This is a genomic window from Falsiroseomonas sp. (assembly GCF_051859025.1).
Classification (GTDB): domain Bacteria; phylum Pseudomonadota; class Alphaproteobacteria; order Acetobacterales; family Acetobacteraceae; genus Falsiroseomonas.
In genome coordinates, this window is record NZ_JBHYGL010000001.1 from 967,000 (window position 1) to 981,089 (window position 14,090).

General features: G+C 70.9%; 16 protein-coding genes. 3 read left to right on the forward strand and 13 right to left on the reverse strand.

Annotated features, from left to right (window positions below):
- Window positions 1-15: 15 nt before the first annotated feature.
- Window positions 16-834, reverse strand: coding sequence for a squalene/phytoene synthase family protein (locus tag ACTIE5_RS04730; protein ID WP_439548534.1), 819 nt, complete (start codon window positions 832-834; stop codon window positions 16-18).
- Between the two features lie 137 nt (window positions 835-971).
- Here ACTIE5_RS04730 and ACTIE5_RS04735 point away from each other — a divergent pair, with 137 nt between their 5' ends.
- Entirely contained in the window at window positions 972-1,610 is a 639-nt protein-coding gene (locus ACTIE5_RS04735) for a superoxide dismutase (protein WP_092960011.1), read from the forward strand.
- 58 nt (window positions 1,611-1,668) lie between these two features.
- Here ACTIE5_RS04735 and ACTIE5_RS04740 read toward each other — a convergent pair whose 3' ends face one another.
- Together ACTIE5_RS04740 and yajC are read right to left on the reverse strand one after the other, a co-directional pair.
- A complete protein-coding gene (locus ACTIE5_RS04740) occupies window positions 1,669-2,265 on the reverse strand; it encodes a cysteine hydrolase family protein (protein ID WP_439548535.1) in 597 nt (198 codons plus the stop codon).
- Between the two features lie 199 nt (window positions 2,266-2,464).
- A complete protein-coding gene (gene yajC / locus ACTIE5_RS04745; protein WP_439548536.1) occupies window positions 2,465-2,818 on the reverse strand; it encodes a preprotein translocase subunit YajC in 354 nt (117 codons plus the stop codon).
- A gap of 110 nt (window positions 2,819-2,928) precedes the next feature.
- Between yajC and ACTIE5_RS04750 the strand changes: the two genes are divergently transcribed.
- Entirely contained in the window at window positions 2,929-3,795 is an 867-nt protein-coding gene (locus ACTIE5_RS04750; protein WP_439548537.1) for an ATP-binding protein, read from the forward strand.
- 243 nt (window positions 3,796-4,038) lie between these two features.
- Window positions 4,039-4,260, forward strand: coding sequence for a hypothetical protein (locus ACTIE5_RS04755; RefSeq protein ID WP_439548538.1), 222 nt, complete (start codon window positions 4,039-4,041; stop codon window positions 4,258-4,260).
- Between the two features lie 79 nt (window positions 4,261-4,339).
- On the opposite strand, the gene serS is transcribed toward ACTIE5_RS04755, so the two are convergent.
- From serS to argS, 10 genes are all read right to left on the reverse strand, one after another.
- Complete coding sequence (gene serS / locus ACTIE5_RS04760; RefSeq protein WP_439548539.1) at window positions 4,340-5,626, reverse strand: serine--tRNA ligase; 1,287 nt, start codon at window positions 5,624-5,626, stop codon at window positions 4,340-4,342.
- 95 nt (window positions 5,627-5,721) lie between these two features.
- Entirely contained in the window at window positions 5,722-6,519 is a 798-nt protein-coding gene (gene tatC, locus ACTIE5_RS04765) for a twin-arginine translocase subunit TatC (protein ID WP_439548540.1), read from the reverse strand.
- A gap of 17 nt (window positions 6,520-6,536) precedes the next feature.
- On the reverse strand, window positions 6,537-7,130 hold the full coding sequence (gene tatB, locus ACTIE5_RS04770; protein WP_439548541.1) for a Sec-independent protein translocase protein TatB: 594 nt from the start codon (window positions 7,128-7,130) through the stop codon (window positions 6,537-6,539).
- 103 nt (window positions 7,131-7,233) lie between these two features.
- Complete coding sequence (locus tag ACTIE5_RS04775) at window positions 7,234-8,331, reverse strand: ABC transporter ATP-binding protein (protein WP_439548542.1); 1,098 nt, start codon at window positions 8,329-8,331, stop codon at window positions 7,234-7,236.
- Entirely contained in the window at window positions 8,328-8,945 is a 618-nt protein-coding gene (scpB, locus tag ACTIE5_RS04780; RefSeq protein ID WP_439548543.1) for an SMC-Scp complex subunit ScpB, read from the reverse strand. Before scpB ends, ACTIE5_RS04775 begins: the two co-directional genes overlap by 4 nt.
- 22 nt (window positions 8,946-8,967) lie before the next feature.
- Window positions 8,968-9,741: a segregation and condensation protein A gene (locus ACTIE5_RS04785; RefSeq protein ID WP_439548544.1), complete on the reverse strand. Its 774-nt coding sequence runs from the start codon at window positions 9,739-9,741 to the stop codon at window positions 8,968-8,970.
- A complete protein-coding gene (locus ACTIE5_RS04790; RefSeq protein WP_439548545.1) occupies window positions 9,741-10,445 on the reverse strand; it encodes a site-2 protease family protein in 705 nt (234 codons plus the stop codon). The genes ACTIE5_RS04785 and ACTIE5_RS04790 overlap by 1 nt, the downstream gene beginning before the upstream one ends.
- Complete coding sequence (gene nagZ / locus ACTIE5_RS04795; protein ID WP_439548546.1) at window positions 10,442-11,449, reverse strand: beta-N-acetylhexosaminidase; 1,008 nt, start codon at window positions 11,447-11,449, stop codon at window positions 10,442-10,444. Before nagZ ends, ACTIE5_RS04790 begins: the two co-directional genes overlap by 4 nt.
- 7 nt (window positions 11,450-11,456) lie before the next feature.
- Window positions 11,457-12,293, reverse strand: coding sequence for an SPOR domain-containing protein (locus tag ACTIE5_RS04800; RefSeq protein WP_439548547.1), 837 nt, complete (start codon window positions 12,291-12,293; stop codon window positions 11,457-11,459).
- Complete coding sequence (gene argS, locus ACTIE5_RS04805; protein ID WP_439548548.1) at window positions 12,290-14,065, reverse strand: arginine--tRNA ligase; 1,776 nt, start codon at window positions 14,063-14,065, stop codon at window positions 12,290-12,292. The genes ACTIE5_RS04800 and argS overlap by 4 nt, the downstream gene beginning before the upstream one ends.
- Window positions 14,066-14,090: the final 25 nt, after the last annotated feature.

The window sequence follows — 14,090 nt, forward strand, 5'->3', positions numbered from 1 at the left end:
CGGAGCCTCCCACGATCACAGCCGCCCCCGGAAGGCCGCCCAGGTGACGGCGATCCGGTCCGAGACACCGCGCGGCCGCGGCACTGGCTGCCCGGCGGCGATCCGGCGCAGGTCCCGGCGCGCCAGCACGGCGGGCAGCGCGGCGGGCAGCGCGGCGCGGGGCAGGCCCTCCGCCATCGCCTTGGCGAGCATTCCGCCGCCTTCTTCCGCCAAAGCGCGGACCAGCGGCGCCGCGATGGCGGGTTCGGCCACCACGGCCTCTGTGATCAGGCCCGCTTCCGCCAAGGCATCGCGGGGCAGCAGGCAGCGGCCCTGGGCGGCATGGGCGGAGACGCTGCGCAGCACGCCCGAAAGCCCGTGCAGGGCGCCCAGGCGTTGCAGCAGCGGCAGGGATTCCGGGGGTGCGCCGGCCAGCCGTCCCGCCACCACGGCGAAGCCGCCGGCCCCGGCCCGCAGATAGGCGCCGAAGGCCTCCCGCGTCGGGACGCCTTCCTCCTCCGTCTCCGGCTCCCGCGCATCGACCAGGCCGAGCAGGTCATCCGCCGCCAGCGCGCCGGACACGATCGCGGCATGCAGCGGTGCCGCCACCTCATGCCGCCGTGCGGGCGCGCCCGCCGCCGCTTCCGCCACGGCGTCCCGCCACCATTGCAGGCGGATCAGCGCGGCGACGGGGTTGGTCGTCGCCTCCCGCGCCCGGGCCAGTTCGTGGTTAAAGGCGATCAGGCTGAAGAACGCCTCCCGCGCCTTTGCGGGCATGAAGATCGCGGTCAGGAACCGGTCCGGGTCATGCGCGCGGGCGAAGGCGGCGATCGGGGAAAGCGCGGGGGTGGCCATGGCGGCTTGATGAAGGTCCGACGCAACACGGGCAAGCGTCCTGCTGGCGTGGTTGACGCCTCCGGGCACCACGCCTAGGTCAGACGCCGGCCTCCGGCGTGACACGGGGGCAAGAACCTCCAACGGGAGAGTCCCCCATGCCCTTCAGCCTGCCGCCCCTTCCCTATTCCACCAACGCCCTCGCGGGCCAGGGCATGTGCCAGGAGACGCTCGAGCTCCATCACGGCAAGCACCACAACGCCTATGTGACGGCGCTGAACGGCCTGATCGAATCCAAGGGCCTGGCCGGCAAGACGCTGGAGCAGATCGTGGCGGAAGCCGGCAAGGCCGGTGCCGATGGCCTTCCCGTGCTGAACCAGGCCGGCCAGCACTGGAACCACATCCTGTTCTGGCAGGTGATGTCGCCCAAGGGCGGCGGCGACAAGCTGCCGGGCAAGCTGGCGGCGAAGATCGACAGCGACCTCGGCGGCCTCCAGGCCTTCAAGGACGCGTTCAAGCAGGCTGGCGTGACGCAGTTCGGCAGCGGCTGGGCCTGGCTGGTCATCGGCACCGACGGCAAGCTGAAGGTGACGAAGACGCCGAACGGCTCCAACCCCGTCGCGACCGGCGAAGGCACGCCGATCCTCGGCGTCGACGTCTGGGAACACGCCTACTACCTGGATTTCCGCAACGTCCGACCGAACTACCTCGACAACTTCCTGAACAAGCTCGTGGATTGGGAAGTCGTCGAGGGGCTGATGGACAAGGGCGGCCTGAGCAGCGGCCAGGCGGCCTGAACCCCACGGGGTTCTGGAATCGGGGCGCCGGAGCAATCCGGCGCCCTTTTTCGTGGGGTCAGCCGATGGCGGCGGCGGGCAGCACCACGGCGAAACGATCCGCCAGCTCCGCCAGCGCATGGCGATGGATCTGCGCCCCGCTGATCGCCCCGCCGCCCAGCGCATCCGGCAACGCCCGCGTCGCGCAGGCATCATGCGGCACCGTCACCCGATAGCCGAGGTCGAGCGCTGCCCGCGCCGTGGAACTGACGCACATGTGGGTCTGGTAGCCCGCCACGATCAGCTCCTTGCGGCCGACCGCCGCCAGGCGCTGAGCCAGGTCGGTGCCCGCGAAGGCATTCGGCAGTGGCTTCTCCACCACCGCCTCGCCCTCCACCGGCGCGACCTCCGCCAGGATCGCGCCGCCCGCGGCGTCGCGGTCGAACAAGCCGCCCGGTCGGCCCTTATGCGCGACATGGATCACGACCGCGCCGCCGGCACGCGCACGGGCGATCAGCCCGGCCAGGACGGGCAGCGATTCCTCGATTCCCTCCAGCGGCAGCCTGCCCGTGCGGTATTCGCCCTGCGCGTCGATCACCAGCAGCACGGCATCGGCCAGCGCCGGCGGGGCCAGGCTGGCGCCGGCCATCTGCAGCAGGGTCCTGGGCTCGCTCATCGTCACGTCTCCTTCGGCTCGCGCTGCTTCTGCCACCGGGGGCGCGGGCTGTCCCGCGCGCGGGGCGCATGCCTCCGAAGGGCCGCCATGCGGGCACGAAAAAGGGGGCGGACCTTGCGGCCCGCCCCCTCGATACCAACCCGGCGCTTTCAGGCCCTGGCGTCTCAGACGCCGTCAGGCCCTGGCGTCTGAGACGCCGTCAGGCCTTGGTGTCGGACGCCTTGGTGTCGTTCGCGGGCTCCGGCGGCTTCACCACGCTGGCGATGGTGCCGCGCACCACGGTCACGCGCACGCCGGGTGCGATCTCGACCTCGATCTCGTCGCTGTCGTCCCGCACCTTGGCGATGGTGCCGACGATGCCGCCGGCGGTGACGACCTTGTCGTTGCGCTTCAGCTGGCCGAGCAGCGCCCGGTGTTCCTTCATCTTCTTCTGCTGGGGCCGGATCAGCAGGAAGTAGAAGACCGCGAAGATCAGGATCAGCGGCAGAAGCTGCATGATCACGGCGGTGGTGCCGCCATCGGCGGTCTGGGCGTAGGCAGGCGAAATGAACATGGGGGCGGGTCCGGCTTTCTTGGGGCTTGCGCCGGGGTTGCGGCGCTTCGGCCCGCAACCTAGCCTCCGCCCCCTTTCCGTCAATACGCTGCAGCACCGGGGCCACCGCCTTGACCGATCCGCACGCCCTCCTCCCCACCCTGACGCGCATCGCCGAGGCGCTGGAACGCCTGGCGCCCCCGCCGCCACCGGCGCCGAACCTGCACGGCGCCGATGCCTTCGTCTGGCATCCCGGCCCGCCCGCGCGCCTGGCGCCGGTCAAGCGCGTTTCCGCCGTGGATATCGCGCTGCTCCAGGGCGTGGACCGGCAGAAGGGCCTGGTGCTGGAGAATACGCTGCGCTTCGCCCGCGGCCTGCCGGCCAACAACGCCATGCTCTGGGGCGCCCGCGGCATGGGGAAGTCATCCCTCGTCAAGGCCGCCCACCGCGCCGCGAACCGGGAGACGCCGGGCTGCCTGGCGCTGGTGGAAATCCAGCGGGAGGATGTCCGCACCCTGCCCGAGCTGCTGAACACCCTGCGGGCACAACCGCGCCGCTGCCTGGTCTTCTGCGACGATTTGTCCTTCGAGCGTGAGGACGCCGACTACAAGGCGCTGAAATCCGTGCTGGATGGCGGGATCGAGGGCCGCCCCGCCAATGTCCTGTTCTACGCCACCTCCAACCGCCGCCACCTCATGTCCCGCGACATGATCGAGAATGAGCGCAGCACCGCCATCAACCCCGCGGAGGCGGTGGAGGAGAAGGTCTCCCTCAGCGACCGCTTCGGGCTGTGGATCGGCTTCCACAACTGCGACCAGGACACCTTCTTCGCGATGATCGAGGGCTATGCCGGCAGCTTCAACCTGCCGATCGGGCCGGAGGAACTGCGCAAGGCCGCCGTCGAATGGTCCGTCACCCGCGGCGGGCGGTCCGGCCGTGTCGCCTGGCAGTTCGTGCAGGAGATGGCCGGGCGGCTTGGAGTCCGGCTGGACGGCTGAGCATGGCCGCCACGTGACGGGCTTCTCATGACGTGAAGCTTGCCCGATAAGTTACAGGAAAATCAGGAAAATCCGCCATTCATTGCGGATTTTCCCCCGGGTCTGTCGCCTGGGTGAATTCGCCGCATCCTTTGGACCACTGCCTTGCATCGTCCTCACGCAAGCGAGAGCGTGCCCGGGCGCGCCCTCTTCGCCATGGTGGCGATACGCCCAGGCGCCGGTTTCCAAAGGATCACGGCCTTGATGGCTGCCCTCTACGCCCCCTTCGGCATGATCTTCGGGTTGATGGGCCGCTACCCCTGGCCCACGGTCATCGCCTGCGCCATCGGCACGCCGCTCGGCTTCTTGAGCGGCCATGACAATGTCGGCGTGACCTTCGCGATGGTGGGGTCCATCGTGCTGGTGTGGATCGATGAGTCCAGCAGCCCCCGCGCCATCGACGAAGGCGTCGCCGCGGGCGATTGAGGCCGGAGACCGGGCGCCAGGACGGCGCCCGGCCCTTCCCGCGCCCAGGGCGTGAAAACGCCGGTCCCGGTGTGTCCCGTCAGCCGGCGGGGTGCAGGATCTCGGCGCCGCCCATCCAGGGGCGCAGCACTTCCGGCACCAGGACCGATCCATCTTCCTGCTGGAAGGTCTCCAGCACCGCGATCAGGGCACGGCCCACGGCCACGCCGCTGCCGTTCAGCGTGTGCAGGAATTCGGTGCCTTTGGCTCCCCCTTGGGCCGCCGCGGGGCGGTAGCGCGCATCCATGCGCCGCCCCTGGAAATCCCGGCAGTTGGAGCAGGAGGAGATCTCCCGCCAGGCCTGCTGGCCGGGCAGCCAGACCTCCAGGTCATAGGTCCTGGCCGCGCCGAAGCCGGTATCGCCGGCGGAGAGCATGATGCGCCGCCAGGTCAGGCCGAGTTCCGTCAGCACCCGCTCCGCGCAGGCGGTCATGCGTTCATGCTCCGCCGCGCTGTCCTGCGGCAGGCAGATGGAGACCAGTTCCACCTTCGGGAACTGGTGCTGGCGGAGCATCCCGCGGGTGTCGCGGCCGGCGGAACCGGCCTCGCTCCGGAAGCAGGGGGAGAGTGCGGTGAAGCGCAGCGGCAGCGCCGATTCGGCCAGGATCTCGCCCCGCACCAGATTGGTCAGCGGCACTTCCGCGGTCGGGATCAGCCAGCGGCCATCGGTGGTGCGGAACAGATCCTCGCTGAACTTCGGCAGCTGGCCGGTGCCATACATGGTCGCGTCATTGACCAGCAGCGGGACGGAGACCTCCGTATAGCCGTGCTGTTCCGTGTGCAGGTTCAGCATCCACTGGCCCAGCGCGCGTTCCAGCCGCGCGAGCGGCCCGCGCAGGATGGTGAAGCGCGCGCCGGCCAGCTTGGCGGCGTTGCCGAAGTCCATCCCGAAGGCTTCGCCCAGCTCGAAATGCTGCTTCGGCGTGAAGGCGAAATTGGCCGGGGCGCCATGGGTGTGGAGGACGACATTGGCGCTCTCGTCCAGGCCCTCCGGCACCTCCGAATCCAGCACATTGGGCAGGGCGGCCAGCAGGGCGTCGCGCGCGGCCTCATGCACTTCCGGCGTCGCGGCGGCGGCGGCATCGACGGCGGCCTTCACCTCGGCCTTCAGCCGCTCGGCCTCGGCCGCCTCGCCGCGCTTCATGGCGGCGCCAATCTGGCGGGACAGCTCGTTGCGGGTGGTCTGGGCGGCCTGGGTGATGCGAATGGCCTCGACGCGGAGGTCATCGAGGCGCAGCGCCTCCGCCGCCGCGGGGGGCGCGCCGCGGCGGGCGAGCGCGGCGTCGAAGGCGGCGGGGTTGGCGCGCACCAGCTTGATGTCATGCATGGTCGGCAGCCCCTCCCTGGGGCGTCACTGCAAGGAAGCGAAGGCGGCGAGGAAGCGAAGGCGGGATGGGGGCCTGCGCCCCCCGGAAGCCCGCTTCAACTCATCGTCTCGTCCTTCGGCGGCTTCGGCGTCATCCACAGCGCGGCCAGGATCGACAGTTCGTAGAGGATGATCAGCGGCACCGCCAAGCCGATCTGGCTGATGATGTCGGGCGGCGTGATGATGGCGGCGACGACGAACATGCCGACGATGGCGTAGCGGCGGCCCTTGCGCAGCCCCTCCACGCTGAGGATGCCGACCTTGACCATCAGCGTCAGCGCCACGGGCAGCTGGAAGGCAATGCCGAAGGCCAGGATCATGTGCATGACCAGCGACAGGTATTCGCTGACCTTGGCCTCCAACTGGATCGGGATGGACCCCGCATCGGCCGGCGTTTCGAAGGAGATGAAGAACTTCCACGCCAGCGGGAAGATGAAATAGTAGGCCAGCGCCGCGCCGGCGAGGAACAGGAAGGGCGAGGCGACAAGGAAGGGCATGATCGCCTTCTTCTCGCTCCGGTACAGGCCAGGTGCGATGAACAGCCAGAGCTGCGTCGCCCACATCGGGAAGCTGAAGAAGGTGGCGCCGAAAAAGGCGACCTTCAGGTAGGTGAAGAAGGCCTCGTACAGCGCGGTGAAGATCATCCGGCGGTCCTGGCCGCCGGATTGCGCGTGCAGGATGTCCGCCAGCGGCGCGGCAAGGAAGCCGTAGATCTGCGTCGAGAAATAGTAGCAGACGGCGAAGGCGATGATGAAGGCGCCGATCGACCACATGAGCCGCGTGCGCAGCTCCATGAGGTGCTCGATCAACGGCATCGGCTTGTCGTCGATCTGGTCTTCCGGATCACGCGGCACGGGGGGGATCCGTTATCTCAGGCTGCGGAAGGGGGCGGCGCGGGAGGCGTCGCAGGCGTCGCCGTGGCGACGGGGGCCGGCGGCGGCGCCACGGTGGCCACAGGCGGGACCGAGGCCGGCGGCACGAAGGCGGGCGGCACCACGGCGGCGGGCGGCGGCGGCGGTTCCGGCAGCGGCGGCAGGGTGCCGGGCGGCACGAAGGCCGGTGCGGCGGGCGGCGGCGGCGCTGCGGGCATGGCATCGGGCGGCGGCGTCACGGCGGCGCCATGGACGGAATCGGTGCCGCCATTGGGGCTGAACGCATCCCGCAGCGGGTTGCCGATCGGGTCTTCCGTGAAGGTCTTGCGGATCGACCCGTCCTTGTCGATCTCCTTCTCCACGATGTCGCGGACGTTGAAGTTGCGGATCTCGTTGATCGAGTTCCGCACGTCATCCAGCTTCGCCTCGCGCACCACCTCATCCACCTGGCCCTGGAACTCCCCGGCCATGCGGCGGAGCTTCTGGATACCCTTGGCGATGCCGCGCACGGCATCAGGCAGGTCCTTGGGGCCGATAACGACCACCGCGACCACCGCGATCAGCGCGAGTTCGGACCAGTCGAGACCGAGCATTCTTCCCCATTCCCGCGCCGAGCATCGTGCCGGCCTGCGGGCCCATCCCGTTAGCAGGATCGCCGCGTCGCGCCAATCCGGCGGCGACCACCCCGTGCCTTATCTAGGGAGCCTCGGCCGGGAATACGAAGGCCCGTTGCGGATCCATCGCGACGGAAACCCTCTCACCCCGCGCCAGCCAGATCCCGGGCGGCAGCCTGGCATGCAGGTGCAGCAGCGCCCCCTGCCCGTCCGGCACCGCCAGATGCACCAGCGTGGTGGCGCCGAGCAGCCGGCAGGCCTCCACCTCCGCCACCGCGCCGCAGCCGGAAAGATCGCCGGCCAGCGGTGCGGCGGGGCCATCGGCGGAAGGCGCCGTCATCACCCGCAGCCCCTCCGGCCGCAGCAGCACCTGCACGGGCATGTTGCCGAGCGCGGCGGGGGCCGGGACGGTGCCGATCGGCGTTTCCGCCCGCCCCGCATGGACCCGCGCGGGCAGCACGTTCACCTCCCCCAGGAAGGTCGCGACGAATCGGCTGGCGGGGGTCAGGTAGAGGTCGGTGGGGGTGCCGAGTTGTTCGATCTGCCCCGCATTCATCAGCGCGATGCGGTCGGCCATGAACATCGCCTCCTCCGCGTCATGCGTCACGATCAGCGTCGCGATGCCGGCTTCCTGGAGGACATGGAGCGTGTCGTCCCGCACCTGTTCGCGCAGCCGGGCATCGAGGCTGGCGAAGGCCTCGTCCAGCAGCAGCACGGAAGGGCGCGGCGCCAGGGCGCGGGCCAGCGCCACCCGCTGCTGCTGGCCGCCGGAGAGCATGTGCGGCCAGGCGGCGGCGAAACCCTCCAGCCCCACGCGCGCCAGCGCATCCATGATCCGCCATTTCCGCTGCCCGCGCGGGATGAAGCGGAGCCCGAAGGCGACGTTCTCCTCCACCGTCAAATGCGGGAACAGCGCGTAGTCCTGGAACACGAATCCGACGCCCCGGCCTTCCGGCGGCGTCTCCCGCCCGGGCTCCGCGATCAACTGCCCGCCCAGCGTGATGCGCCCGGCCTGGAGGGGTTCGAGCCCCGAGGCCAGGCGCAGCAGCGTGGTCTTGCCGCAGCCCGACGGGCCGAGCAGGCAGACGATCTCCCCGGGCCCGACATCGAGGTCGAGGCCCCGCAGCACCTGGCCGCGTTCGGGATAGGAATGGGAGACGCCCTCGAATCGAATACTCAAGGGGTTGGGGCCTCGTCCGGCGGCTCGCCCGGCTCCTTCGGCGCCAGCATCGCGGCCAGCAGCGGCATGGCGGCGTCGGCGCTGACCAATTCCTCCCGCCGCGGCAGGTCGCGCAGCGACTTCAGGCCGAACTGTTCCAGGAAGCGCGTGGTCGTGCCCCAGAGCGTCGGGCGGCCCGGCACCTCCCGCTGCCCGCGCGGTGCGACGAGCCCGTGTTCCAGCAGCGATTCGAGGGTGGTCTGGGACAGGCTGGCGCCGCGGATCTCCTCGATCTCCGCCCGCGTCACGGGCTGGTGCCAGGCGATCACGGCCAAAGCCTCCATCGCCGCGCGGGGCAGGCGCTTCGGCACCTCCACCACCCGCGTCAGGGCGGGCGCCAGTTCGGGCGCGGTGCGCAGCGCGAAGCCGCCGGCGACTTCCGTCAATGTCACGCCGCGGCCATCCAGCAGGATCGCGAGTTCGGCCAGCACGGCATCCGCGGCCTGGCCTTCCGGCAGCACCTGCTGCAGCCGGTTGGGCGCGAGGGGCCGGTCGGTGGCGAAGAGAAGGGCCTCGGCGATGCGGATCGCCTCCGCCGAGACGACGGGCGGCGGTTCGATCGCGTCGGGAACCACCAGGGGGTCCCCCCCCTCCTCCTCAGGCGGCACGCACATCCCGCTGACCCTCCACGGCCTCCGCCCGGCGCAGCAGGATGGGGCCGAAGGCCCGGTCCTGGCGCAGTTCCAGCGCGCCGCCGCGCGCCATCTCCAAGCCCGCGATCAGCGTGCTGGCAAGGGCCGCGCGGCGCTCCACGGGGTCGAGCGCCTCATCCTCCGGCATGAATCGCTGCAGCACGGCCCAGGAGGGCAATTCGCCCAGCACCTGGGTCAGGCGCTGGATCGCCTCCTGCACCGTGAACAGCTTTCTCGGCTTCGGCTGATAGGGGCGCATGGCCAGCGCGCGACGACGGGCGGCCGCATAGGCCTGGCAGAGGCTGGCGAGGTCGGCGCGGATGCCGGAGCGATCCTCGACCGTCAGGCTTTCCGGCGCGCCGCGGGCGAAGACGTCGCGGCCGAGCTGGGGGCGGGCCTGGAGCCAGGCGGCGCCGGCGCGCATCGCCTCAAGCTCCGCCAGCCGGTCGGTCAGCCGGGCGGCCAGGGCCTCGGGGTCCTCCTGCTCCGCCGCTTCCTCCTTCGGCAGCAGCAGGCGGGATTTCAGCCAGGCGAGCCAGGCGGCCATGACGAGCCATTCCGCCTGCAATTCCAGCCGCATGCCGCGCGCCTGGTCGATGACGGCCAGGTACTGGTCCACCAGCGCCACGATGGAGATGTTGGCGATGTCGAGCTTCTGCGACCGCGCGAGGTCCAGCAGCAGGTCGAGCGGCCCTTCATACCCATCCAGCCGGAGATGCAGCACCGGATCCGCCATCATCACCCCCCGTGGCCGGCCAGCATGAACATGAATCGCAGCACCGGCAGGGCCACGTTGCGGATCAGCGCCCCCAGCGGGTCGAACCCCGTGATGAGGTGCGGCAGGATGAAGATCAGGCCGATGACGATCAGCAGGCCGAATCGCTCCGTGCTTGCCACCGCGCGCGCCAGCGGGGCCGGCAGGATGCCGACCAGGATGCGCCCGCCATCGAGGGGCGGCAGCGGCAGCAGGTTGAAGCAGGCGAGAATCACGTTGTAGAGCATGCTCAATGCGATGAAGCGGAGCAGCCATTCCGTGCCGTCTTCCGGCAGCGAATCGGACAGCGCCGTCACCCCATGGGCGGCCAGGCCGAAGCCCCAGGCAAGCGCGAAATTGATGGCCGGGCCGGCGGCCGCCACCAGCACCATGCCCCAGCGCGGGTTGCGCAGCCGCCAGACATTCACCGGCACGGGCTTCGCCCAGCCGAACATCGCCTCCACCCGCCCGATGGTCAGCAGTTGCGACACCAGCAGGAAGGCCGGCAGCAGGATGGTGCCGACCATGTCGATGTGGCGGATCGGGTTGAGGCTGACGCGCCCCATCCGCGCCGCCGTGTCATCCCCCAGCGCCTTGGCGGCAACGCCATGCGCCGCTTCGTGCAGGGTGATGGCGAGGATCGCGGCCAGCGCGATCGCCGCGATCTCACCCACCCATTCGCCGGTCACGAGGTGACGGCCAGCAGCGAATCCCGCGCGGCGACCAGCGCGGCGGGGTTGAGCGGGCGGGCGGCGGCGGCGGTGGCCGCGCGGGCGGCGGCCAGGCGGCGGGAAGCGTGGTCGGACAGCACCGGGCAGGCGGACAGCACCGCGGCGGTTTCCGCCAGCACCCCCGTGCAATGCAGCACCAGGTCGCAGCCCGCCCGCACCGTGTCCCCGGCCAGGTCGCCGGACAGCCCCGCCATGGCGCCCATGGCCAGATCGTCCGAGACTAGCACGCCATCGAAGCCGATCTCGCCCCGGATGACGTCCCGGATCAGGGACGGTGACAGCGTGGCGGGCAGCCCTGCGTCCAGCGCGCTGTAGAGGATATGCGCCGTCATGGCCCAGAGGCCGTCCCCTGCCCCATCGGCGCAGACCAGGCGAAAAGCCTTGATATCCGGGGCCAGGGTGGCGCGGTCGGCCTCCACCACCGGCAAGGATTCGTGGCTGTCCACGCGGGCGCGGCCATGGCCGGGGATATGCTTGATGACGGGGATGCAGCCGGCCTGGCGCAGCCCGCTGATCCAGGCGGCGCTGAGGCGCGCGACCTCCGCCGGATCGGCCGAGAAGGCGCGGTCCCCGATCACCTGGTGCATCCCGGGCAGCCGCAAATCCAGCAGCGGCGCGCAGACCACGTCGAGCCCGGCCTCCGCGCAGGCCAGGCCGATGAGGGCGGCATTGGCCTCCGCGGTCGTTTCGGGCCGGCCCTCGAAGGTGGCGGCGGGGGGGAATTCCGGCCAATGCGGCGGGCGGAGACGGGCGACGCGGCCGCCTTCCTGGTCGATGAGGATCGGCGCCTCCGCGCCCAGTTCCTCTCGCAGCGAATCCGCCAGGGCGCGAAGCTGTGCGGGATTGTCCACGTTGCGGCGGAACAGGATGGCGCCGGCCGGGCGGTGGCGGCGGAACAGCGCCGCTTCCTCCGCCGAAAGCGCCGTGCCGGCGATGCCGACCACGGCGGCGAGAAGGGTCATGGAAACCTCAGCGGACCGGGATGCAGGTGGCTCCGCGAGCGCGGACCTGTTCGCAGAATTCGCGCGCCGCATCCTGGTCCGCGAATCCGCCGGTGCGCAGGCGGAAAAGTGGCGACTGGCCGTCGCGGTCGAGACGCGTGACGGCGGGGCTGCGGCCCTGGAACAGCTCGGGCGCCCGGCGGGCGACGCGATCCCATTCGGCGCGGGCGCTGTCCTCACTGGTCAGGGCGGCGATCTGCACCTGGACACGGCCCGATCCGGCGGGGCGGGCCGGGGGCGCGACGGTGGCGGCGGCCGGAGCGGCAGGAGGCGTCGCGGCCGGCGGCGTTGCCGGGCGGGCGGGGGCCTGGGCCGGCGCACCATTGGCCGGGGCGGGAGCCGCCGCGGGGGGCGCGGCCGCGCTGGCGCCCGGCGCATTCTGGCCCGGCACCACCTGGCCCGGCCGCGGCGCGGGCTGGGGCGGCCAGGTCGGCGCGGGGGCGATCACGGGCGGCGGCGACACGGCGGCGCGCAGGCCGCCGATGTTCGGTGCCTCGGCTTCCGGCGCCAGGCCCGGCGCGCGGGCGGTCGCGCTACCCGGCGGCCGCGCGCCGGGCCGTTCCAGGACGAGTTCGGATTGGTTGGGAACGCGAAGGCCGCCGGGGTCGCTGGGGCGGACCTTGAAGGGCCTAGTGTCGGCTTCCACCACCGGGACGCTGCGCTCACTGATTCGCTGGATGGCCCACCACCCCGCCGCGCCGGCGGCGATGAAGGCCAACACGCCCCCGGCCATGGCGATCATGCGCCATGGCACGGCGGATGCCGGCCGGTGCAGGCGATAGGAAGGCACCATCGCGTCGCTCATCGCATCTCCTCGACGGGTTCGACCCCCATCACCGCGAGGCCGGAGCGGAGAATCGTTGCCGTGGCCGCCACCAGCGCGAGCCGCGCTTTGGTCGCCTCAGGCTCCTCCGCCCGGATGAAGCGCAACGTGGAATCGTCGCGCCCCCTGTTCCACAATACATGAAAGTCGCTGGCCAAGTCTTGGAGAAAGAACGCGATTCGGTGAGGCTCCCGTGCAACCGCGGCGGCTTCCACGGTGCGCGGCCAGCCCGCCATGCGGCGGATCAGGGCGAGTTCGGCGGGGTCCACCAGACTGTCGAGCGGCGCGGCGGCGAGGTCCCCGGCCGCCGGGTCGCCGGCCTGCCGCAGCACGGACCGGCAGCGGGCATGGGCGTATTGGACGTAGAAGACGGGGTTGTCCCGGCTCTGCTCCACCACCTTGTCCAGGTCGAATTCCATCTGCGCATCGGCCTTGCGCGTCAGCATCGTGAAGCGGACGGCGTCCTTGCCCACTTCGTCGATCAGGTCGCGCAGCGTGATGTAGGTGCCGGCGCGCTTCGACATGCGCACGGGCTCCCCGTTCTTCATCACATGCACGATCTGCGTCAGCACCACGTCCAGCGAGACCTTGCGGTCCGAAAGCGCGGCGACGGCGGCCTGCATGCGCTTGACGTAGCCGCCATGGTCGGCGCCCCAGACTTGCACCAGTTGCGGGAAGCCGCGGTCGATCTTGGCCAAATGGTTGGCGACGTCATTCGCGAAATAGGTGCCGGAGCCATCGGATTTCCGCAGCGGGCGATCGACGTCGTCGCCGAATTGCGTGGCGCGGAACAGCACCTGGGGGCGCGGCTCCCAGTCATCGGGGGTCTTGCCCTTGGGCGGTTCGAGGACGCCGGTGTAGATCAACTCCTTGGCGGTCAGCGTGGCCTCGGCCTTCTCCAGCCAGCCTTCGGAAACCACCTGGCGTTCACTGATGAAAATGTCGTGCTCGACGCCGAGCGCGGCCAGATCCTCCCGGATCGCGGACATCATGGCTTCCACCGTGAAATCCCGCACGGTGTCGAGCCACAGCGACGGGTCGGCCGGCGTGGCCTTGGGGCCGGAGAGCGTGTCCTTGAAGATCTGGCGCAGCGCGACGCCGACGGGGACCAGGTAATCGCCGCGGTATTGCAGGCCGGATGGCGTGGCGGCGGCGTAGTCCTCCTCCGACATCGTGGTGCCGAGCGCCTGGAGGTATCGCCAATAGGCGGCATAGGCCAAGGCCAGCACCTGCGCGCCGGCGTCGTTGACGTAGTATTCCCGCGTGACGTCGTAGCCCGCCTTGCGCAGCAGCAGCGCCAGCGCATCGCCGACGACGGCGCCGCGGCAATGGCCGACATGCATCGGCCCGGTCGGGTTGGCGGAGACGTATTCGACGTTGACCGGCCCCCCTGCCCGCTTCGGCCCGTCGCCATAGGCAGGGCCCACCGCCAGCACGGCCGGCACCACGCCGCGGACGAAATCATCGGCCAGCTTGATGTTGACGAAGCCCGGCCCGGCCGGGGTGGCGGAGACCACCATGGGCAGGGCGGCCAGCTTCTCGCAGAGGCTCGCCGCCAGCTTCGGCGGGGGCAGCTTCGCGGCCTTCGCCACCACCATCGCGGCGTTGGTCGCCATGTCGCCATGCGCGGCATCGCGGGGCGGCTCCACCAGGACGCGGGCGAAATTCTCCGGCGGGAGTTCCGGCAGCAGCGTCGCCAGCGCCTCCACCACATGGGCGCGCATGGCGGCGAAGAGGTCGTCGGTCGGGTTCATCGGAACGCTTTCAGTCGGGCTCTGG